Consider the following 19049-nt stretch of genomic DNA (forward strand, 5'->3'; position numbering starts at 1 on the left):
TAATTAGTTTATTGAAAAGCGGCTTCATAAATTTTCTCCCAGTTTTTACCTGTCACGAGCATATTATCCCCTTTAAAAGCAATTCCGTTTAAGACATGCTCGCTGTCTCCCTCATCATTTTCCTTTGTCAATTGTGTAAAATCAAGTTTACCTATGACTTCTCCGTTTGCAGGATTAATTTTTAGAATGACAGGTTGATGCCAAACATTAGCATAGATAAATCCCTTGTGATATTCAAGCTCGTTGAGCTGATTATAAACGGTAGAATAACCGCCAACTGCAATTGTTTTCACTACTTTTGAAGGATTATTAACATCCAGAAAATAAAGATTCTTTGAACCATCCGTAGCGATCAGGTTTTTCCCATCATAGGTCAGTCCCCAACCTTCTCCAATTACACCAGGCAATGGAAATTCGGATAATTTTTTCAAAGTATTTTTATCATAAATAAAACCGATTTTATTCTGATAGGTCAGTTGATACACCTTATCTTCTACAATCGTACAACCTTCAGAGAAAATATCAGCGGGCTGCTTAGCCATAATTTTGGGAACTGAAGATCCTAGAGTATATTTTATAAGCTGAGAAGATCCCTTCATTCCATCACTTTCATACACTGTATTTCCTTCTACCACAAAACCTTCAATAAAGTTTTTGGGATCATGAGGATAATCGGCAACTATTTTATAGGGAATATTCTGCTCAGGAGTTTTAGTAAATACATTAATCGTAGCATCCTGGTTTAAAGTTTCACCGCGATTAGTTTTAATCACAAAGACTACTTTATTATCACCCAATGTAAAAAATTGAGGATTAATTCTTAAGTCTTTTGTTTCTTTATCCCCAAAGCTGATGGTTATACTTTCCGTATTTTCAGTCACTTCTTTGGGAAGATCAAGTTTATCACCGAAATGATAGCCTTTTTCTTCTTTTGAGTTATTGTAATCCGCCAGAGAATCCAGCATTTTTTCCTTGTTGCTGCAAGAGACAAGGAATAAAGCGGCTGCCAAAGCAATATGGATATTTCGCTTCATGAAGGTATTAATCATTTTCCAAAAGTACTAAAATTTAATCCTCAAAACGAAAATAACGCTCCCAAGGGAACGCTATTTTTATTTTTTATCAATAGAATCAGATTATTTGATCTGAACTTCGTAAATCTTTGGCCAGTTCTTTCCTGTTACCAGCATATTATCTCCTTTGAAGGCAATTCCGTTCAGTACATCATCACTTCCTTTGGTATTCTGTTTTGCAATTTCTGTAAAATCAAAAGTTCCCACTACTTCTCCATTTGTTGGATTAATCTTTAAAATGATCGGCTTCTGCCATACATTGGCATAGATAAATCCATTGTGGTATTCCAGCTCGTTCAACTGATCATATGCCTGAGAACTTCCTGCAACAGCAATATATTTGATCAGTTTTGAAGGATCATTTACATCAAGGAAATATAACAGCTTACTTCCATCAGAAGCAATCAGGCTTTTCCCGTCATATGTTAATCCCCAACCTTCACCCAATACATTAGGATAAGCAAATTCTGAAAGCAGCTTTAATGAACTTTTATCATAAACATATCCTTTTTTGCTTTGCCATGTCAATTGATATACTTTGTCTCCTACGATGGTACTTCCTTCAGAAAAGTCTTCCTGAGCCTGTTTTGTAGAAGCCAGCGGAGTGGTTGTTCCCAGCGTATATTTTAAAATCTGTGAAGATCCGTTCTGCCCGTCACTTTCATAAATGGTATTTCCTTCAATCTGGAAACCCTGTACAAAGTTTTTAGGATTGTGAGGATATTCCGCTACAATCTGATAAGGAATATTTTTTTCAGGATTTTTTGCAAATACATTGATGGTAGCATCCTGATTTAGCACTTCACCTCCTTTTGTTTTAATATTGAATGTAACAGCATTGTCTCCTAAGGTGAAAAATTTAGGATCAATTGTTAAATCTGTTGTTTCTTTATCTCCAAAGCTGATTGTTACGCTTTCTGCATTTTCCGTTACCTCTTTCGGAAGCTCAAGCTTATCTCCGAAATGGTATCCCTTCGCCTCCATTGAAGTATTATAAGTGTTTAATGTATTAAGAATTTCTTTATCCTTATTACAAGACGCCAATAATAAAATCGCTGCGAAACCCGCTATTATACTTTTTTTCATTGAATTTCTAAATATTTCTCCAAAAATAGCAAATTTTATTCCGTATTGCCAATATTATCTGCGGGTTCACCAAATTGTAATATGTATCCATTGTTGTCATATATTGCAAACTCTCTCATTCCCCACTCAAAAGTTTCGATTTCATAGCAGACTTTGGCTTTTGTTTTAAGGTCTTCCCAAAGATCATCCACCTGATTTACATTGAAGTAAAATGATCCTGAAAACCCGATGGAAAGATTGTTTTCATGTTCATTAGGCTGGGAGAGCATAATGTATATATCATTTTTACGAAGAGAAGCCCATTGCCAGTCGTCATTTCTACCCATCAGGGTAAATCCGAGAACATTCATATAAAATGTAATTGTTTCATCCAGATTTTCTGTCCAGAAAACAGGGCGAAGTGCGGTAAACTGTGTCATGATTCCTGCAATTTAAAGGTATTTTTATGGATTTTCATATTCAGAGAAACCCATGTTTCCTGATCAATCCTGGCTTCGCTTTTAACATATGGATCAAAAGCAAAACCTACTTTTTTGTAACATTCTATAGCTCCGGTATTCCAGTCGTACACGTTCAGCTCTGCTGTTTCTTTATCAAAATGATTAAACCCATATTTCAAAAGCTCTTGCATAACCTTCTTTCCATAGCCTTTTCCTCTGTTATTTTCATCCCAGATCAGAATTCTTCCCAGCAGGAATGTCTTCTCTTTTAGAAATATCTGGGCATGCCCGATTGTATTTCCGGTCTGATCTGTAATTTTAAAAAGAGTTCTGTTTTCATCAGATAAGTCCTTTTCCAGCTGTTCTTCTGTGAGAGGGAAACGGTATACGGGCCCGGCAAACTGAAGAAGCATCCTTTCGTCTTTTATCTTTGAAATCATTTGTGGAGCATCTTCTATCGTAAAAGGATGTAATGTGATCATGATCTATTTTTCTAAATATTCTTTTAAACTCTGTCCCAAAATCGTGTTCCAGCCTTCTGTAAAGTTTTCTCTTGAAAAGCCTTCTCCTAACTCTTTAAAGTTTTCAATATCTTCATGGGTTAGCTTTACCACAGTTTGTCCGCCCTCAGGCAACAATTCCCAGGTTACGATGGTCTTCAGGGCTGAAAAATCAGGATAGGACCATGTGTGCTTTAATTTTTCATTGGGTATTACTTCTAAAATCAGTGCGTGGTGATGGTATTTATTCTCACCTCCCGGTTCATAGAAGTTGAATTCCTTACCTGTTTCCAAAACAAAATCCTGGATATCAAAATACCAGGATTTCATTTCATTTTTATCGGTTAATGCTTTCCAGACTTTTTCAGCCGGAGCATTTGTGGTGTACTGAACAGTGATGGGTGTACTCATATTATAGGTTTAATATGTTTAAATGTACACATTTTACCTATAATCTTTAACCACAAAAGTCACAAAGTTTTATCTACTAAATTATTAAGTTTAAATTTCTACTCATGAGAAGTACACGTAAGCCTTCAAAATTTCAGAATTTTCCTTTTGTGAACTTTTTATTGCTGCAAGTTCATTTTAACTTTTATCCTTTTGTGACTTTTGTGGCTTATTTTGTAATTATCCATGTGAAAAACCTGTGATTTTGGCTTCGTCAAAATCCAGCTGCATTTCAATGGTTCTCATCACGTGATCATCAAATATCTTTTCTCTTTTCATTCTGTGCAATTCATTCCTCTGCGCCTGAATGATCTGTCGGAGGACATCTTTATTTTCATTGATAGCGGTTACATAATCTCCTGTGGAAGCCATACACTGTGCTTTATCCGCCATCAGCATCATTTCATTTTCCAACTTGTGCTTTTGATGACGAACCAGACTGTTGGTTACAGCTAGTTCAGAAAAGTCATTATCAAGTTTGTGCAAAGCTGTTTCCTTCAGTTTGCGCATAAGGATTACTTCCTGTTTTTCTTCCGGTAATTCACTTCCTGCATCCTGAATATTTAATAATTTCAAGATGGGAGCCAACAATAAACCTTGCCCTACCAAGGTAATCAATATGATCACAAAAGTGACAAATAAAATAATATTCCTGTGCGGAAACGCTTCTCCGTTTGGTAAAAAAGCAGGAATTGACAAGGCTGCAGCCAGTGAAACCACTCCTCTCATTGCTGCAAAACTGATGATAAACGGCTCTCTCCAATCCGGTTTGGGAACTTTTAATCTTAATTCTTTAGAGCAGACTCTTGGGAAATACATTAATGCGTAACTATACAAAATTCTTGTTCCGATAATCGCTCCACCAATCACTACACTGTAGAAAATACCTTCTGAAATGGTATATTCTTTCATTCCTTCCACTACAATCGGAAGTTCCAGACCAATCAGGATAAAGATGATGGTATTCATCAGAAATATCAAAACACTCCAAACATTTCCGGACTGTATTCTGGAGGTATGACTTAAATAGCAATGTGAATTATAGGACATCAGCAGACCTCCGGCAACCACTGCCAATACTCCAGAAAAATGAAAATGTTCTGCTCCCACATACATAATGTAAGGAACGATAAGGGTAATAATGGTATCGATATTGGAATTGGTCGGGATAACTTTTAATAAAGCTCCAAACAGAAACCCAACCGCCACTCCTACCGCAATTCCACCGATGGCCATGGTAAAGAAATCCTGAACGGCATCTCTCCAGATAAACTGTCCTGAAATAACGGCGGCCAGAGCAAATTTAAATACAATTAAACTGGAGGCATCATTGATCAAACTCTCGCCTTCCAGAATATTGGTGATCTTTTTAGGTATTTTCATATGCTTCAATACCGAAGTAGCTGCAACAGCATCCGGCGGAGAATTTACTCCTCCCAGCAAGAAGCCCATAGCTACAGTAAGCCCTGGAATAATGGAAGATGAAAGATAAGCAACGACTATGGATGTTAAAAACACCAGTCCGAAGGCCATCGAAAAAATCTGTTTTCTCCATTTATGAAAATCCTGCCATGAAGTAAACCATGCGGCCTCAAACAAAATAGGCGGAAGGAAAATCAGAAAGACAAGATCAGGTTCTATTTCAATACGCGGCATGCCCGGCACAAAGCTTATCAGCAATCCTGCAATAACAAGGAAAATAGGATAAGCAACTTTTAATTTCTGGCCGATCATTACCAATATCATCACAGACAGCAGTACTGCAATGGATATTATAACATAGCTGTGAATCATTTTTAAGTAAGTTTTTTTTAAGTTTAAGTGTTATTTTTATGGGATATCAAATATTTATTATTACCCAAACCTTATAGGTTTTAGATATATTTGAAGTCTGTCATTAATCTATATCTAAGATCATAAAAGGTTAATCTAAAGCACAATATTATTCTTCGGAGCAATGGCAGGCGGAAGATCAGATTCATCCAGCATATCTCTCATATCAATTTCAATGGTACGGCTGATCTGAGTGATAGGAACATCATTGGGACTTCCTTCAAAAGGATTTACCGAAGCCTCCCCCACGCTGTCCAAGGTATGGAAGCACCATGTTACCAGTAAAGAAAATGGAATATTGAACCACAATGTCCAGCCTTCTACCATGGTTCCTTCACCTAATTTATCGAACTCTTTCAATAATCCGAAAGGCACAAAAACAATGAATAAAAGCAAAAGATACGTGGTGATGGAAGAGAAATTTCTTGGATAGGGAAAATTTTTAATTCTTTCTGCCTTTCCCTGATTATCGGTAAACTTCACCAATTGCTGGTTGATCTGTGTCCATTGAAAATCATTGATTTCTCCTTTTTCATACGCTTCGGACAAATCCTTACTTTGCATTGCCATCAATTGAGTCGCTCTGTTCTTTTTGCTCAAAATATACTGAAGTTCAGATTCTGAAAGGTATTTCTTCAATTCTTCATCCAGTGTGGCCAGTCTCTCGGGAATGTCATATTTTTTAGCATATTCATCAAACTGATCTGTTCCCATATTTTCCCATGCTCTCGGTTCACGGAGCTGAAATCTCAATGCAGTAAGCCATGCATAATGCCGAAGAAACATTTCTTTTACTTTACCGGGATCTTTTGAGAACAATGCATCTCTCAGAATATATCCAAAGCTGCGGCTGTCATTAATAATCGCTCCGTAAATCTGTCTTGCTTCCCAAAGTCTGCTATAGCTGGCATTGTTTTTAAATCCAACGATAAAGGCAACCGCTGTTCCCATAATGGCAATTGGCTGCCAGGGAACAGAAAGAAACTTCCAGCCTAAAAAGTACAGGACTGTAGGAATGGCTGATAGTACAACCAAAGCGTAAATACTTCTTCTGGTCCAGATAATGAACTCGCGGGCTCCGAATCTTTTTCCTGAATGCATAAGTGTTTATTTTATAATGTTTATGATGATCTATTTTCAGATAATGGTTTTCCTCACAGCATTCAGTAACAGTTTTATTAGTTCTTAGTGAATGGGATATTATTATAAAAACCAATCTGAATCTGTCCCCGGTTTCTGTTCTCTTGAATCTGGTTCATATACCCTGCTTCAATCCTCATATTTTTGTTGATGACATATCCTAAAGCTCCATACACTCTGTTCCTGTCGAAAACCGGACTATCGAAGTGCAGAAAAATTTCGTTGTATACTGATGCGTAAAGGGTTTTCGGCAGCATCTCTTTTTGAGTAATCGGAATATTGACTCCCAGCATATAACGGAATCTCATTCTGAAATCATCTTCCAGAAAGCGTTCTTCCAAACGATAACGGTGCTGAATATAGAAACGTCCGAATTTCTGCTTAGTAATATACTGCTGGAAGATTCGGTGTTCAATATTTTCTTTTTTTTCACCGTTTACGTAAGGCTGGCTGAGAATGAAACCGTATCCTAATAAAACATTGTTATTGTTCTCTGTAAGATCATACCCGATTCCTGTACGGATCAGTAACTGTTCCAGGTCTCCAACGGCGTCGAAATTACGGTACTGAATTTCATTGTGCCAGTTCAGTTTCTTGCTGATCTTATTATTTCCAAAATACATATACCATGCTCCAAGATCATTTTTTTGAGCAAATGTCAAAATGGATCCCAAACCTAATACAGTGAATGCCAACTTCGTAAAAACCTTTCTCATGTTTGTCAATTACTATTATCTATCGTTTTTAACAAAATTAATATTTTAAATCAATAATAGCAAACAATATTTTATAAGTTAATGGAAAGAAGTACGGATGCAATGGTCTGCATCCGTTTTTTTGTAAAAGATTATCCTGGAACCTGTTCGGTCAGAACATCACTTTCATTCTGGTCAAAATAAGTACAGGTCATCGCCTGTAGATCCATCGTCCAACCTTTGATTCCGTTTTCGGCACAGTCTTTACAGAAAGTCATATAATCTGTTCCTCCCTGTTGATGAAGTTTCAGTCTTATTTTAAAATTTTCAAGATTTAAAGTATCCGAAATAGCAAGAGGCTCATACTTTTTTCCTGTATGAACAGATTGATTTTCGTGATTGAAGTATTCTGTGTTTCCATCCTGAACGTACGCCTTATAGTGAGAAACCCCCAACGTTTTTATATTCTGAATATATTTAGGAAAATCGGCTCCGCTTTTTACTTTCTGGTGCTCTGCTTTGATGTTTTCAATTGTAAATTTCATTCTTTTGTATTTTCTGTTTTAACTATAAATTATTGTTTTTCATAAACAATCCATTGTGTTCTGTTTATCAAAACAAAAGCTAATTTAATCAGAAAATATAAATTTCAATTAATTTTTAATGAAAACAGCTGTATGACTATTTATTCGAACCTATCTTTTAAATAGTTCATATCTGCAATTTTACTTTCTATGGCATATACCACTAAGCCTGCAGTATTTTTGGCTCCTGTTTTAAGCAGAAGGCTGTTTCGATGACCTTCAACGGTTCTGGAGCTTATAAAAAGCTGATCCGCAATCTCAGAAGTGTTGTACTGTTTGCAGATGAGTTCCAATACCTCTTTTTCTCTTTTGGAAATATGATTGGCATCAAAAATACTGGAAACCTTTTTCTTAGGTTCTGTAAGGTTTTGATGTAAGGCTTCCATTACCTCGTTATTATAAAAGAAACCTTTGCTGTGTACTTCCCGGATTGCCGTGAGCAATTCTGCAGGGCTTGAGTTTTTTTTAAGAAAGGAGCAGGCCCCGGACTGTATCATATTGACAATAAATGCTTTCGTGTTATAGCTCGTTAAGGCAATAATTTTAATCTGGGGATATTTGATATGGATTTGTTTGGTTGCCTCTACTCCGTTAATTTCAGGCATATTGAGATCCATCAGGATTATATCGGGCAGTTCTTCCAGGGTTACAAGCTCATCCAGCAGCTCTTTCCCATTGCTGAAATCACTTACCAGTTCAATATCTTTTTCTCTCTGTATCAACAATGAAATTCCCTGACGAAAGAGCGCTTCATCGTCTACAATTATGACACGAATTATATCCTTTTCCATTTTATAACGATTTAAAATGTAAATTCTACGGTAATTCCTTTATTGTTTTCACTTTCAATTTTCAGTGTTCCATTGATCAGTTCTACACGGCTTCTGATATTTCTTAAGCCTAATCCTTCTTTCAAAGTATTTTCATTCAGATTAAATCCTTTACCATCATCTTTATAGAGACAGGTATTTTTTCCGTCTTTCCCAAAAAATTCTATATCAATATGCGTACTTTCTCCGTGTTTTATGGAATTGTTAATGAGCTCCTGAAGTATTCTAAAGATATGTAAATTTTTTTCTTCTTCTGCTTTTGCAAAGTATAAACTGTTGGAATAAGTAACCTGCAGGGTTTTGGACAGGTTAATTTCTGAGCACAATGCATCTATTGCAGCATGGAGTCCAAATTTTTCTAAAATCGGAGGAAGGAGATCATGCGAGATCTGCCTGGCACTTTCTGCTGTTTTGTTGACCAGATGTATAATTTTATTTTTCAGATCGTTGTATTCTTCTCTTGTCAGATTATCAAAATCCAGGAGATGGATATTTAAAGAAACCACACTGAGTTTTGAGCTGATATCGTCATGCAGATCCTGAGCAATGCGCAGCCTTTCTTTTTCCTGAGCACTGATGATAGCATGGGTAAGATCTTTCTCATATCTCACCTCCAGTTCTTTTTTCTGAATAAGGTTTCTTGTTATCTTCTTATTCGAAAAATAATAAAATATGATCAGGGTGACGGCCAGTAAGGTAAATGCCAGAAAGGTATAAACGATAGTGGAAATAATTGTATTCTCATTCATTTTGTAAAATCATAACAGTAATTACACATTTTTTTTGCGGGAAGACAGATAATCTATCAGAATAAAAATCTGATACACAATAAACATAACAACATTGAAAACCCAGATCTCTTTATGCAGTTTTCTATTCATCACCGTATAGAGGTTTCCGGACAAAAATATGACAGTACTGCTTATCAGATAAAGTAAAAGTCCCAGGCTTATATAATTGTATTTCTTTTGGGTATCCAGTATATTATATAAATGAAATAATGCCAGAATTATGATTGAATAAGATGTGACAAAAATTTCAAAAAGATTAAAAACATAATACTTTTCGGGGTATATGATATACTGTATAACAAGAACTACGGGAATGATAATTAAAAGTGTACGTGCTGTTTTTTTCTGGTATTTTTCCGTTACAATTTCATGGAAGAATAACCCCAGTAACAAAAACTGACCTATCAGATAATAATGTGAGAAAAACAGATTATTGATCTTCTGTGAGTTCAATACATAGAAAACAATTTCACATAGTAATATCCAGGCCAGATAGCTGATGAAGTATGTATAGGCTTTTCCTCCTCCGGAAAAGCCTATACAGTATACTGCCAGATTAATCAGCAGAATGCCTTTTCCTATTAACGACAATATTTCAATCCAGTGATCCAATGATCTCCAGTTTTCAGATTACAGGTTCCACCATTTTGCAGCAGAACATACGCTTGGACAAGGTGTGGTCATATCATAGACATAATCTCCATTGTCATAGTTTACAATATCATTGTTATCTGCATCTACTCCTACCAGAAGAAATTTAAATTCGCCTTCATCGGTAATGGCATTATAACCCCGATATCTCGCAAATCCTTTGTCGTCAATAAAAATATCATGAACATCCTTTGCCGGAATAAGATGAGCCCGGATAGATGTTCCATCGATAATTTTTGTATTCTGCCAATTGCTGATCCATTTTTTAGCATCATCTAATGAGACTGCATGTTTAGGTAATTCCATAGTTTTTCTCGTTTTAAATTATATAATAGGTTTAGAATAAGTTACTTCAGCTACACATTACAAGTTATGAAAAAAACTAACCATACTGTGAAATACATTCATTTTAATTAACATAATATTCTTTTTTCAAAATTATAATAATAAAAACCAACGAAATTGCGTATTTCTACCTGTTTTTCAATTCGGTTTTTAATACGCTGTTGTCACTTTGTATTTCTCGGTTACTTTGTGGTATCCTTTACAGAAAAAAACTCATGAGCACATCAACAGTACGGGAAGCTTATGATCTTCTTTAAACATTAAAAAATCTGTATCATGAAAAAAATTATCTTTTTTGGAATCTTTGCTTTCTTAAGCAATATTACAATGACCAGTGCACAGACAACTACTGTGACTTTTGAAACTTCATCTGGCGGCAGCACAAGCTTTACCAGCAACGGATATACTTTCAATATCGTATCACAGGCCGGAACTTTCAGAATTCAGGGCAATTATCCAAACACCGGCTGGAACGGAACAGCTAATGATAATGTCTATATCGACAATACAGGAACAACCAATATCAGCTCTCCCTCTTTCAGTGTTAAAAGCAATTCTGCATTCACGGTGTCAAAGTTTTGGGTATTTTTAAGCAATACTGCTTTAAACCAGTCTACCTCATCAGGAACACTTATTATTACGGGAAAATTAGGGGGAGTTACAAAGTTCACCACCACAAAAACATCCGGATTTAACACTACATTTAATGCAACTACGGGAACGACAGGCATCAACAACGGATTTACCCTGATTGATCTTTCCACCCTAAATAATCAGAATAACAGTAATACTACCATTGATGAAATCCAGCTGCAATCCACCGGAGGATATGTCTATATGTGCCTTGATGCATTTACATGGACAAAAATTTCCACACTGGGAACTTCAGAAAATTCACTCAAAGGCAAAGAGAATATTTATCCGAATCCAACTACCGGTATCTTCTATATGGATGATCTAAGGAAAAACGAAAAAGTTTCATTATACGACCAGTCTGGAAAACTGATGAAATCTGCAGCAGCTGAAAAAGATAAAAATCAGTTTGATATAAGTGAACTCCCTGAAGGAATTTACCTCATCACAACAGCATCAGGAAGCTACAAAATCATTAAAAAGAAATAAAGCAATTCCTTATAAATTACTTACAGCCAATCATTAAAAAAACCGACAGCTATCTGTCGGTTTTTGAATATTTTGAACTCCAATATGAATCTTATGGGTGCTGCTGCATTTTAGCTGGATCGTCATAATTTACCATCCAGTTGATTCCGAATTTATCGCTGAACATTCCGAAATAAGCTCCCCAGAAGGTATCAGCCATTGACATTGTTACCTGTCCGCCTGCAGAAAGACCACTGAATAATTTGTCTGCTTCTTCTTTAGATTCTGCGTTCACAGAAATAGAGAAGTTGTTTCCTGCCTTGAAGTTGGAAGACCACTCTCCTCCTGTATCGCTTCCCATCAAAATCGTTTCTTTAGAGATCGGAAGAGAGACGTGCATGATTTTGTTTTTATCTTCTTCAGGTGTTTCTTTTCCTTCCATTGGCGGCATCTCTCCAAATGTTCCGATGTAAGGATATTCTCCCCCGAAAACAGATTTATAAAAATCGAATGCTTCTCTGCAGTTTCCGTTGAATGTCAGGTAAACGTTTACTGTTGCCATAATTGTTTTGTTTTTTTAAGTTGAGTTTGTTTTATTGAGGTTTTTCAGATAAGGTTTTTAATCTTGAAAGCCCTTTCTGATAATCTTTTCCAAGAGCATCCTCCATATTCATAAACAGCTTCATCAAGGTAAACGGATAAGGAATCTCAGAAGTAAATCCCCATGTTGCCTTGCTACCGTTTCCTTCCGGAACTACTGTTACGTAAGCATTTGCTTCGCTTTCATAAGGGGTAAGAAATCTGATTGCCGTATCTATTCTTTTACCAGCTTCATCTACTTTTTCCAATTCCTGGCAGCCTTTTCCTGCCTGTTTATTTTTACTGTCCCAGCAAACTTTTTCTCCGTGCTGCCCGGTTGTTCCCGTCCACTCTTTTTTCATACCCGGATCAAGATCATTCCATGGACTCCATTGATCCATTGCTTTAAGGGTATTGGTATTCTGCCATACTTTTTCCACAGGTGCATTAATCGAAATCGATTTTTCATATTGACAGTCACCAGGAATAAAAGCAGCCCAAATCAGCAAAATGATTAGTAATGTGGCTAATAGTAAAAAAATACGTTTAAATGTTCTCATCATCAATGTGTTTTTAATTATTATCTGTGTTGATCTATAAGAATCATATTTCCATCCGGATCTTTCAGATAGATATGTTCCGGCCCGGAGGTGGTTTCATCGGCTTCTCTACCGATTTCTACTCCGTTTTCTTTTAATCTTTTCTGAATTTCACGCACATCATCAAAAGATTCCAGATTCTGTGCATTTTCGTCCCATCCCGGATTGAAGGTAAGCATATTTCCATCAAACATTGCCTGAAAAAGGCCTATCAGTGTAGAACCGTTTTTCATGATCAGATAGTTTTGTGCTTCTGTTCCTGCCATAGTTGTAAACCCAAGCTTCTCATAAAAGTCTTTTGATTTCTGAAGATCTTTTACGCTTAAGCTAATTGAAAATGCGCCTAGTTTCATAATGTTTGTAAGTTTTTAAAGTAAGCCCCGAGGTCTGGGGTATTGTTAAGTCGAAGATAATGAGGTTGTTTTACTGATTTTTAAGATGGGTCTTAAATTCAATGGTTCCGTCATAACTTTTCCAATCGCCTGTAAGTTCGATGTGCTGCTCTTCAATTTTCTCTGTCTTTCTGTTCCATTTGAAATTGTAGACAAACTTCCCTTTGAAAAGTCCGGAATGTTTTCCTTTATTCTCTTCAGCCAGCTCATATTCTCCGTATACTGTTCCCTGTTTTTTGGAATCTTTATATTTTGAAATGGTAATTTTCCCTTCAAATTTTGCATAACTGGTATCCACAAGAGAATATCCTGAAACGAAATATTCCTGATCATTCTTTTTATTCTGTTCAGAAATATTGATCTTCAGTTTCAGTTCCTGGCCTTTATTTCCAATGGTTCCTATATAAGGTTTACTATTGTTCAGCCATGTATTTGAGATATCCGGCATCTGTCCTAATACAAAATTAGCCGTCAGAATGAGGAGTAATAAAATTTTTTTCATAATGTGTGTTTTAAACGCCAAATTGTGCAAGATGGTGATTCAGATGTTTGGCAAACATATTATTCCACTCCTGGGAATTCAGTTTTCCGAAAGAAAAAGATTCTTTACCATCGAAAGCGTCCGCTCCTAGCTGCTGCGTTTTTTGAATGAACCCTATCAGCCTTGTTTTTTCTTCATGAAAATTCTTTCTGGTGGTAATCAAAAACTGTGGAGCGGTAGGTGAATCTCTTGGATATGCTTTTTCTCCCACTACTTTAGGTTTTACAAAAGTTTTTAATATAAATTTTGCAATCGCTCCCGGTTTTTTGTGTTTTTCCGGTTCATAGATCATTTCATAGGTAATACAGCAGTGTGCCAGCATTTGGTCTACTGTCATTTTCCCCCACAAACCGTGAGTATCTTCTACCAATTTGTTGATCCTATCTATATAGTTTTGAGCATCTTTTGCATCAAATACATTTTCCATATAATTTCTATTTTACTATGGACAAATATATCAGTTTTTTTGTTTGATTTTATTGTTGAATGAAAAAATTGAGGGGTGCTTGTTATGAGATACTAGTTACGGGGTACGGGATTCGAGTTCGAAAGTTTTTCGGCTATTTTTTCGGTTATTTTTTACGTATTTTTCCCTGCTCTTTAATTTGTCGGGTATAGATACTGATCATCTGCCAGCCTATATACTACAAAAGTAACCAGCAAACCAGCATCATATCAACCTCTAACTTAAAAATCAGCAACAAATTAACCAAAAACTACTCTATCTCTTCCCGAGAAGTATCCTCAATTGTAATTTCCTGTGGTGCAGATTTTTTGAAAATAAACCATAGTTTGATCTTTAAAGCAATCCAGCCGATAACAGCATATATTACTAAAAGGATACTTAGATGTTTCAGATACGGGAAGGTAAGTTCTACCGAACCCTTTTGAATCAATAAGATCTTGAAAGCCTGTAAAAAGGGAGTTAACGGAATAATATTCGCGATAAACTGTACAAAAGCAGGCATTGCATTCAAAGGCCATGTAAAACCACTGATAATAAAGGCCGGTGAAGCGATAACCATAAGAATCTGTGTCGCCTTCAAGGCATCCGGAATCAGAATACTGATGAATACTCCCAAAAATGAAGCCGATCCCACAAATACCGCTGTGAGGAGAATAAAATTGAGTATTCCTTCCGGCATCGGAACATGGAAAATCATGTGCATAAAGTAATAAATACCTACAATAAGAACAGAAAACACCCAGATCGGAATGACTTTAATCAACATGGTCGGGAAGGCCCATTTTTTCATTTTCAAATATTCTTTCACAAAAGATCCTCTTTCGAATTCTGCAGCAAAACTCACTGCCATTGCTAATAAAATAACCTGCTGTAACACTACTGCCAGCATTGCAGGCCACATAAAGATCAGATAGTTTCCGGTTGTATTGAAAAGGGTTATATAATTGGCTTTGAAAGGTTCGTATTGTGTTGCAGCTTTTACAGCGGGCATTCCTGCTTTCTGAAGAGCTTTGATGGAAACTCCAGCAGAAAATGTTCCTATGGTCAGCTGAAGCGCTTTCGATGCGAAATTTGCTGTTAAAACGTTCCCTGTATTGATATAAACATTCAGTTCCGGATATTTTTTCTGCAGCATATCTCCTTCAAATCTTGAGGGAATAATTACTACCGCAGCAGCCTCATGCCGGATCACCTCATCTTTAATACTGAGAGGTTCCTGCAGATATCTGATAATTTTGATGCTTTTATTATCATCCAGCATTTCCGTCAGTTGGTTGGATAACGGTGTATTGTCTCTATCTACAACCAAAACAGGAGTATTTTCAACTTTTCCGCTTTTGTAGACAAACCCCAGCAAGGTGGCATAGAAAACCGGTGCCAAAAAGAACACCGTCCTTAAGGTAGAATTGCCGATAAAAAGTTTGAACTCTCGTTTTAAAAGACGGAAAAATTCTTTCATCTGTATATTTTTATAAGTGGAAGAACGAAATGAAATTTTACAGAAGCTTCATCTGTCCTTTTCAATTTATTTCAGGATTACATTGGCATTGACTAAAATATTTTTAGCCTTATTCATGTCTTTGGGTTTTACTTTGATCTCATAGATCGCATCCTGCAACTGATAATCCGGGTAAGCCGTGGTGATATCTGCATACTTTGTCAGCTGTTTGATATACACGATAGTTCCTGTCAGGTTTTCTTTGTTATAGACTACCTGCATGGTAACCTCCTGCCCTTTTTTGTACTTTGAAATAGCACTTTCAGGAATGGTAAATCTGAAATACGTACTCTCCGGAATATATCCGTTGAACAGAGCAAAACCAGCAGTTGCCAATTCACCCGTATTTAAGCTGATGGTCTCAATTTCCATATCATTGGTGGCAATGATATATCTTTCGGAATAGGCTACATTTGCTTCCTGTAAAGCGCCTTTAGCCTGTGATGCCTGTCCGGCCGCCATTTCTACTTTTTCGAAACGGGTTCCTCTTTTCACATCATCCAGTTCTGCCACTACAGCATCATATTGTGCCTTTGCGCCCTGTAATTTTGCGTAGATTTCGTCATGGGCCTGTGGAGACATTAAACTATCGCGGAACATATTATTGGCTCTTCTGTATGATTTCTGAGCAAATTCATATTGTTCCTTCAATCCCTTATATTTGGCCTGAAGCTGTCTCATCTGATCGGCTGTCGCTCCGTTTTTTGCCATCTGTTCCTGAGCCGTAGCCGCACTTACTGCTCCTTGCGCCTGTGCAATTTTTGCAGAAACTTCCGGTACATCAAGCTGAGCCAGAGTATCTCCTTTTTTCACAGTCTGACCTTCAGAAACATATATTTTCAGAATCCTTCCGGTAACTTTAGGGGCAAAAGAGATCACATCCTTTTTGGTCTTTCCTTCCGGATCTTTGATTTTCTCGTTTTTTTTGTCACAGCTCCCCAATAAAAACAGAGCAGCGAAGAGTATAGATATATTTTTATGCATCATTTAAATTTTTAAGGGATTAAATAAAATTTGGTGATATCCAGTTCCTGGGTAGATCTCATCAGTTCTATTCCCGCTCTTCTCTGGTTGAAAATGGCATTCTGATATTCGAGTTCCGCAACTTCAAGATCATTTTCGGCATCAATAAGCTGTGAAGATTTGCTCATTCCGTATCTGAATTCTTTTTCTGCCTGTACGAGTGCATTTTTAGCCAGCTCTTTTTCTTTGGCTTTCAGGGTAATCTGCGCAGAAGCGATATCATAATTGGTTTGATTATTGGCAAGATTCAATGTCAGCTTTTTCAAAGCATCTTCTTTCTGATTTTGCAATACTTCTTTTCCGACTTTGGCAGTTTCTTCAGCATGTTTTCCTTCTTTACCATCAAAGATTTCCCATTTAAAACCAACCCCTGCAGTAATCAATGGAAATACATTGATATTATTGGGTCTCCAATCCAGCTTTTTCCCTTCATATCCAAGAATTGGCACAGCAGGGATTACATTTTCCGAAGATTTTATTCTGTTCCCGTACAATCCGATATAATAGGCGGAAGCCATCAGCTGTACTTTAGGAATCATCCACGTTCTTTCTGCTTTTATTTTATAGTCTGCCGCACTGATTCCATGTTCCAGAGCTCTAATTTCAGCTCTCTGCTCAATTCCTTTTTCTGCAGCCAGCAATTCTACAGGAGATAATACAGGATCAATCATTCTGAGCCTTTCTCTTTGAATCCCTGTCAAAATATAAAGCTGGGTAAGAAGAAGTTCTTTTTTCCCTTCATATTCTACCATTTTAGCATCCAGAGTAGCCTGGGCGAGTTCAATTTTTTTATGGTCATAAGGCGTTATCAAACCATAGCCAAGCGCTTTATCAGCTGTTTTTCGGTTGATATCCAATCTTTTTTTACTTTCATCCAGAACCTTTTTAGACTGATGAATCAATGCTAACTGATCATAGGCTTTGGAAATGGTGGCAATCACCTCATCTTTTGTTTTTTCCAGAAGGATATCTTCAGACTTTTTCTTTTCTTCCACCGCTTTTTTCATGTACTTCACCTTTCCTCCTGAATACAGCAGCATTTTGGCATCTGCCTTGGCAATACCTGAAAATCCGGATACATTGAAATTATTGTTGAAAGTCCCTTCGGGAATATTGATAAAGGGAGCGAGATTGAATTCCGGGGACGTCAGTCTTGCTGTTCCGTTAAGATAACCGGCCTGACCGCTCAATTCCAGGGTTGGAAGAAAGATATCCTTCAGTTTGTGCTCGTCAAGATCGGTAAGCTTATTTTGGGTAATCTGCATTTTAAGGTTCGAGTCCCGAACCATAGCACTATCCAGAAGTTCTTTAAAATCCGGCGCAGACTGTGCCCAGCCAAAAGCGGGGAAAGCAAAAAAACTAAACGTAAAAATCAATAAATTGTTTTTCATGGTTTATGTTTATAACAAATATAATGCAAAAAAAGATAAAATACTTAAAGATAATTCAACAAGGTAGTGAATTTAAAGTAAGTTTAAAATATGTTTAAGTTTAAAACCTTATAAAATAAAGTTTTGTCGGAGTCGTTTAAATGTTAATTAAATACTAGAAAACCTGAAAAAAATTTTAACTCTACTTTTTCTGCATTATTTTTACGACACTTTTTTCAGGAAACAAAGGAAGAAAAGAACATTCTCTGGAAAAAATCATTCTGAATTTGGAATTTGGATTCCTTCACAATGACAAACTGGATGGATAGGCTTGTATAATAAATTTCTTAATCTATAAAATCTGTGAAAAACAATATTTAATAGGAACGGGCTTTAGCCCGTTTAATAAAAAACAAAACTTCAATAGCTTTGAATTCGTTCGCAAGGGAGTTTCACTTAGAGCAAAGACATGACGAATTATTTTACCCTGAAAAAAACGAAAACTCCCCACATCGCTGTGAGGAGTTTTCTGTATCATTATAATAAGCTGATTTATTTTTGAACTGCTTTTTTCATGGCAGCATCAGGGCGTAAAATTCTGTAACGAACTTCAATGTCTTTCGGTACGTAGAATACCAATGGAAGTTTACTGTTATACCTTACAATTTCAGGTTTTAAAGTCACAAACTTTTTAGTCTGTTTTTTATCCAGGCAGCCCATCAGTGTTCCTGCCGTTTCCCCTTTAGATTCTACTTCATAATAGTTGTATCCCCATCCCTGAAGGTCCTGAGTTTTCATTTCTCCCATTAAGAAATAGTTATTACAGTCTAACATCTTTTCAGCACCTACAAAAAGCTCAACTTTTAAATCGTTTTCATTTTTTGCTACGGGAAGCTGAATATATACTTGCTTATAACCTTCTTTTGCTTTTGGGAACATTTCAATCTGTAGTTTTTCAAACTTTTCTGCTTTCTTTTGTGCGAAAGCATTTACTCCAACCATTAATACTAATCCTGTGATTAAAGTTTTAGAAAATTTCATCTTTTAATAATTTTTTTAATT

Annotated in this window: 23 protein-coding genes; 1 reads left to right on the forward strand and 22 read right to left on the reverse strand. The window is 36.4% G+C overall.

Features of this window, described 5'->3' with window-relative positions:
- Positions 1–8: 8 nt before the first annotated feature.
- The 13 genes from PZ898_RS06445 to PZ898_RS06505 all read right to left on the reverse strand — a co-directional run bounded on the left by PZ898_RS06445 (position 9) and on the right by PZ898_RS06505 (position 10379).
- The gene (locus PZ898_RS06445) at positions 9–1034 is read right to left on the reverse strand and encodes a glutaminyl-peptide cyclotransferase (protein WP_277695075.1); all 1026 of its coding nucleotides are present in this window, start codon (positions 1032–1034) and stop codon (positions 9–11) included.
- 102 nt (positions 1035–1136) lie between these two features.
- Positions 1137–2159: a glutaminyl-peptide cyclotransferase gene (locus PZ898_RS06450; RefSeq protein ID WP_277695076.1), complete on the reverse strand. Its 1023-nt coding sequence runs from the start codon at positions 2157–2159 to the stop codon at positions 1137–1139.
- Positions 2160–2194: 35 nt separating this feature from the next.
- Positions 2195–2578 (reverse strand): VOC family protein, encoded by a 384-nt coding sequence (locus PZ898_RS06455; RefSeq protein WP_062671784.1) that lies wholly within the window; start codon positions 2576–2578, stop codon positions 2195–2197.
- Positions 2575–3081: a GNAT family protein gene (locus PZ898_RS06460; protein WP_277695077.1), complete on the reverse strand. Its 507-nt coding sequence runs from the start codon at positions 3079–3081 to the stop codon at positions 2575–2577. The genes PZ898_RS06455 and PZ898_RS06460 overlap by 4 nt, the downstream gene beginning before the upstream one ends.
- Before the next feature lie 3 nt (positions 3082–3084).
- Positions 3085–3510, reverse strand: coding sequence for an SRPBCC domain-containing protein (locus tag PZ898_RS06465; RefSeq protein ID WP_277695078.1), 426 nt, complete (start codon positions 3508–3510; stop codon positions 3085–3087).
- Positions 3511–3729: 219 nt separating this feature from the next.
- Positions 3730–5343 (reverse strand): Na+/H+ antiporter, encoded by a 1614-nt coding sequence (locus PZ898_RS06470; RefSeq protein ID WP_062671779.1) that lies wholly within the window; start codon positions 5341–5343, stop codon positions 3730–3732.
- Positions 5344–5478: 135 nt separating this feature from the next.
- A complete protein-coding gene (locus PZ898_RS06475; protein WP_062671777.1) occupies positions 5479–6483 on the reverse strand; it encodes a bestrophin family ion channel in 1005 nt (334 codons plus the stop codon).
- 77 nt (positions 6484–6560) lie between these two features.
- A complete protein-coding gene (locus tag PZ898_RS06480) occupies positions 6561–7238 on the reverse strand; it encodes a DUF2490 domain-containing protein (protein ID WP_277695079.1) in 678 nt (225 codons plus the stop codon).
- Positions 7239–7369: 131 nt separating this feature from the next.
- On the reverse strand, positions 7370–7762 hold the full coding sequence (locus tag PZ898_RS06485; protein ID WP_277695080.1) for a DUF1398 family protein: 393 nt from the start codon (positions 7760–7762) through the stop codon (positions 7370–7372).
- A gap of 140 nt (positions 7763–7902) precedes the next feature.
- Entirely contained in the window at positions 7903–8592 is a 690-nt protein-coding gene (locus PZ898_RS06490; RefSeq protein WP_202839383.1) for a response regulator transcription factor, read from the reverse strand.
- Between the two features lie 11 nt (positions 8593–8603).
- A complete protein-coding gene (locus PZ898_RS06495) occupies positions 8604–9380 on the reverse strand; it encodes an ATP-binding protein (RefSeq protein ID WP_120231652.1) in 777 nt (258 codons plus the stop codon).
- A gap of 21 nt (positions 9381–9401) precedes the next feature.
- Positions 9402–10034, reverse strand: a complete 633-nt coding sequence (locus tag PZ898_RS06500; protein WP_062671767.1) for a hypothetical protein — start codon at positions 10032–10034, stop codon at positions 9402–9404.
- An 18-nt stretch (positions 10035–10052) separates the two neighbouring features.
- Positions 10053–10379, reverse strand: coding sequence for a hypothetical protein (locus tag PZ898_RS06505; protein WP_062671765.1), 327 nt, complete (start codon positions 10377–10379; stop codon positions 10053–10055).
- Between the two features lie 315 nt (positions 10380–10694).
- On the opposite strand from PZ898_RS06505, the gene PZ898_RS06510 reads away from it, so the two are divergent.
- The gene (locus tag PZ898_RS06510) at positions 10695–11540 is read left to right on the forward strand and encodes a T9SS type A sorting domain-containing protein (protein ID WP_277695081.1); all 846 of its coding nucleotides are present in this window, start codon (positions 10695–10697) and stop codon (positions 11538–11540) included.
- 91 nt (positions 11541–11631) lie between these two features.
- Here PZ898_RS06510 and PZ898_RS06515 read toward each other — a convergent pair whose 3' ends face one another.
- The 9 genes from PZ898_RS06515 to eco form a co-directional block, all read right to left on the reverse strand.
- Entirely contained in the window at positions 11632–12081 is a 450-nt protein-coding gene (locus tag PZ898_RS06515) for a VOC family protein (protein ID WP_277695082.1), read from the reverse strand.
- Positions 12082–12112: 31 nt separating this feature from the next.
- The gene (locus tag PZ898_RS06520) at positions 12113–12661 is read right to left on the reverse strand and encodes an SRPBCC family protein (RefSeq protein ID WP_277695083.1); all 549 of its coding nucleotides are present in this window, start codon (positions 12659–12661) and stop codon (positions 12113–12115) included.
- A gap of 17 nt (positions 12662–12678) precedes the next feature.
- Positions 12679–13050, reverse strand: coding sequence for a VOC family protein (locus PZ898_RS06525; RefSeq protein ID WP_120231655.1), 372 nt, complete (start codon positions 13048–13050; stop codon positions 12679–12681).
- Positions 13051–13120: 70 nt separating this feature from the next.
- Positions 13121–13591: a hypothetical protein gene (locus tag PZ898_RS06530; protein WP_120231656.1), complete on the reverse strand. Its 471-nt coding sequence runs from the start codon at positions 13589–13591 to the stop codon at positions 13121–13123.
- Positions 13592–13601: 10 nt separating this feature from the next.
- The gene (locus PZ898_RS06535; protein WP_062671753.1) at positions 13602–14057 is read right to left on the reverse strand and encodes a DUF1569 domain-containing protein; all 456 of its coding nucleotides are present in this window, start codon (positions 14055–14057) and stop codon (positions 13602–13604) included.
- 289 nt (positions 14058–14346) lie between these two features.
- On the reverse strand, positions 14347–15555 hold the full coding sequence (locus PZ898_RS06540) for an ABC transporter permease (protein WP_277695084.1): 1209 nt from the start codon (positions 15553–15555) through the stop codon (positions 14347–14349).
- Positions 15556–15621: 66 nt separating this feature from the next.
- On the reverse strand, positions 15622–16578 hold the full coding sequence (locus tag PZ898_RS06545; RefSeq protein WP_062671750.1) for a biotin/lipoyl-binding protein: 957 nt from the start codon (positions 16576–16578) through the stop codon (positions 15622–15624).
- 11 nt (positions 16579–16589) lie between these two features.
- Positions 16590–18008, reverse strand: a complete 1419-nt coding sequence (locus PZ898_RS06550; RefSeq protein ID WP_120231659.1) for a TolC family protein — start codon at positions 18006–18008, stop codon at positions 16590–16592.
- 531 nt (positions 18009–18539) lie between these two features.
- Complete coding sequence (gene eco / locus PZ898_RS06555; RefSeq protein WP_277695085.1) at positions 18540–19028, reverse strand: serine protease inhibitor ecotin; 489 nt, start codon at positions 19026–19028, stop codon at positions 18540–18542.
- Positions 19029–19049 lie beyond the last annotated feature (21 nt).

The sequence above is a fragment of the Chryseobacterium sp. WX genome (assembly GCF_029542485.1).
Taxonomy (GTDB): domain Bacteria; phylum Bacteroidota; class Bacteroidia; order Flavobacteriales; family Weeksellaceae; genus Chryseobacterium; species Chryseobacterium cucumeris.

What these genes read in the sequence shown, in the direction of transcription:
- PZ898_RS06445 (WP_277695075.1), bottom strand. Translation starts at nt 1,034, where the DNA reads ATGAAGCGAAATATCCATATTGCTTTGGCAGCCGCTTTATTCCTTGTC.
- PZ898_RS06450 (WP_277695076.1), bottom strand. Translation starts at nt 2,159, where the DNA reads ATGAAAAAAAGTATAATAGCGGGTTTCGCAGCGATTTTATTATTGGCG.
- PZ898_RS06455 (WP_062671784.1), bottom strand. Translation starts at nt 2,578, where the DNA reads ATGACACAGTTTACCGCACTTCGCCCTGTTTTCTGGACAGAAAATCTG.
- PZ898_RS06460 (WP_277695077.1), bottom strand. Translation starts at nt 3,081, where the DNA reads ATGATCACATTACATCCTTTTACGATAGAAGATGCTCCACAAATGATT.
- PZ898_RS06465 (WP_277695078.1), bottom strand. Translation starts at nt 3,510, where the DNA reads ATGAGTACACCCATCACTGTTCAGTACACCACAAATGCTCCGGCTGAA.
- PZ898_RS06470 (WP_062671779.1), bottom strand. Translation starts at nt 5,343, where the DNA reads ATGATTCACAGCTATGTTATAATATCCATTGCAGTACTGCTGTCTGTG.
- PZ898_RS06475 (WP_062671777.1), bottom strand. Translation starts at nt 6,483, where the DNA reads ATGCATTCAGGAAAAAGATTCGGAGCCCGCGAGTTCATTATCTGGACC.
- PZ898_RS06480 (WP_277695079.1), bottom strand. Translation starts at nt 7,238, where the DNA reads ATGAGAAAGGTTTTTACGAAGTTGGCATTCACTGTATTAGGTTTGGGA.
- PZ898_RS06485 (WP_277695080.1), bottom strand. Translation starts at nt 7,762, where the DNA reads ATGAAATTTACAATTGAAAACATCAAAGCAGAGCACCAGAAAGTAAAA.
- PZ898_RS06490 (WP_202839383.1), bottom strand. Translation starts at nt 8,592, where the DNA reads ATGGAAAAGGATATAATTCGTGTCATAATTGTAGACGATGAAGCGCTC.
- PZ898_RS06495 (WP_120231652.1), bottom strand. Translation starts at nt 9,380, where the DNA reads ATGAATGAGAATACAATTATTTCCACTATCGTTTATACCTTTCTGGCA.
- PZ898_RS06505 (WP_062671765.1), bottom strand. Translation starts at nt 10,379, where the DNA reads ATGGAATTACCTAAACATGCAGTCTCATTAGATGATGCTAAAAAATGG.
- PZ898_RS06510 (WP_277695081.1), top strand. Translation starts at nt 10,695, where the DNA reads ATGAAAAAAATTATCTTTTTTGGAATCTTTGCTTTCTTAAGCAATATT.
- PZ898_RS06515 (WP_277695082.1), bottom strand. Translation starts at nt 12,081, where the DNA reads ATGGCAACAGTAAACGTTTACCTGACATTCAACGGAAACTGCAGAGAA.
- PZ898_RS06520 (WP_277695083.1), bottom strand. Translation starts at nt 12,661, where the DNA reads ATGATGAGAACATTTAAACGTATTTTTTTACTATTAGCCACATTACTA.
- PZ898_RS06525 (WP_120231655.1), bottom strand. Translation starts at nt 13,050, where the DNA reads ATGAAACTAGGCGCATTTTCAATTAGCTTAAGCGTAAAAGATCTTCAG.
- PZ898_RS06530 (WP_120231656.1), bottom strand. Translation starts at nt 13,591, where the DNA reads ATGAAAAAAATTTTATTACTCCTCATTCTGACGGCTAATTTTGTATTA.
- PZ898_RS06535 (WP_062671753.1), bottom strand. Translation starts at nt 14,057, where the DNA reads ATGGAAAATGTATTTGATGCAAAAGATGCTCAAAACTATATAGATAGG.
- PZ898_RS06540 (WP_277695084.1), bottom strand. Translation starts at nt 15,555, where the DNA reads ATGAAAGAATTTTTCCGTCTTTTAAAACGAGAGTTCAAACTTTTTATC.
- PZ898_RS06545 (WP_062671750.1), bottom strand. Translation starts at nt 16,578, where the DNA reads ATGCATAAAAATATATCTATACTCTTCGCTGCTCTGTTTTTATTGGGG.
- PZ898_RS06550 (WP_120231659.1), bottom strand. Translation starts at nt 18,008, where the DNA reads ATGAAAAACAATTTATTGATTTTTACGTTTAGTTTTTTTGCTTTCCCC.
- eco (WP_277695085.1), bottom strand. Translation starts at nt 19,028, where the DNA reads ATGAAATTTTCTAAAACTTTAATCACAGGATTAGTATTAATGGTTGGA.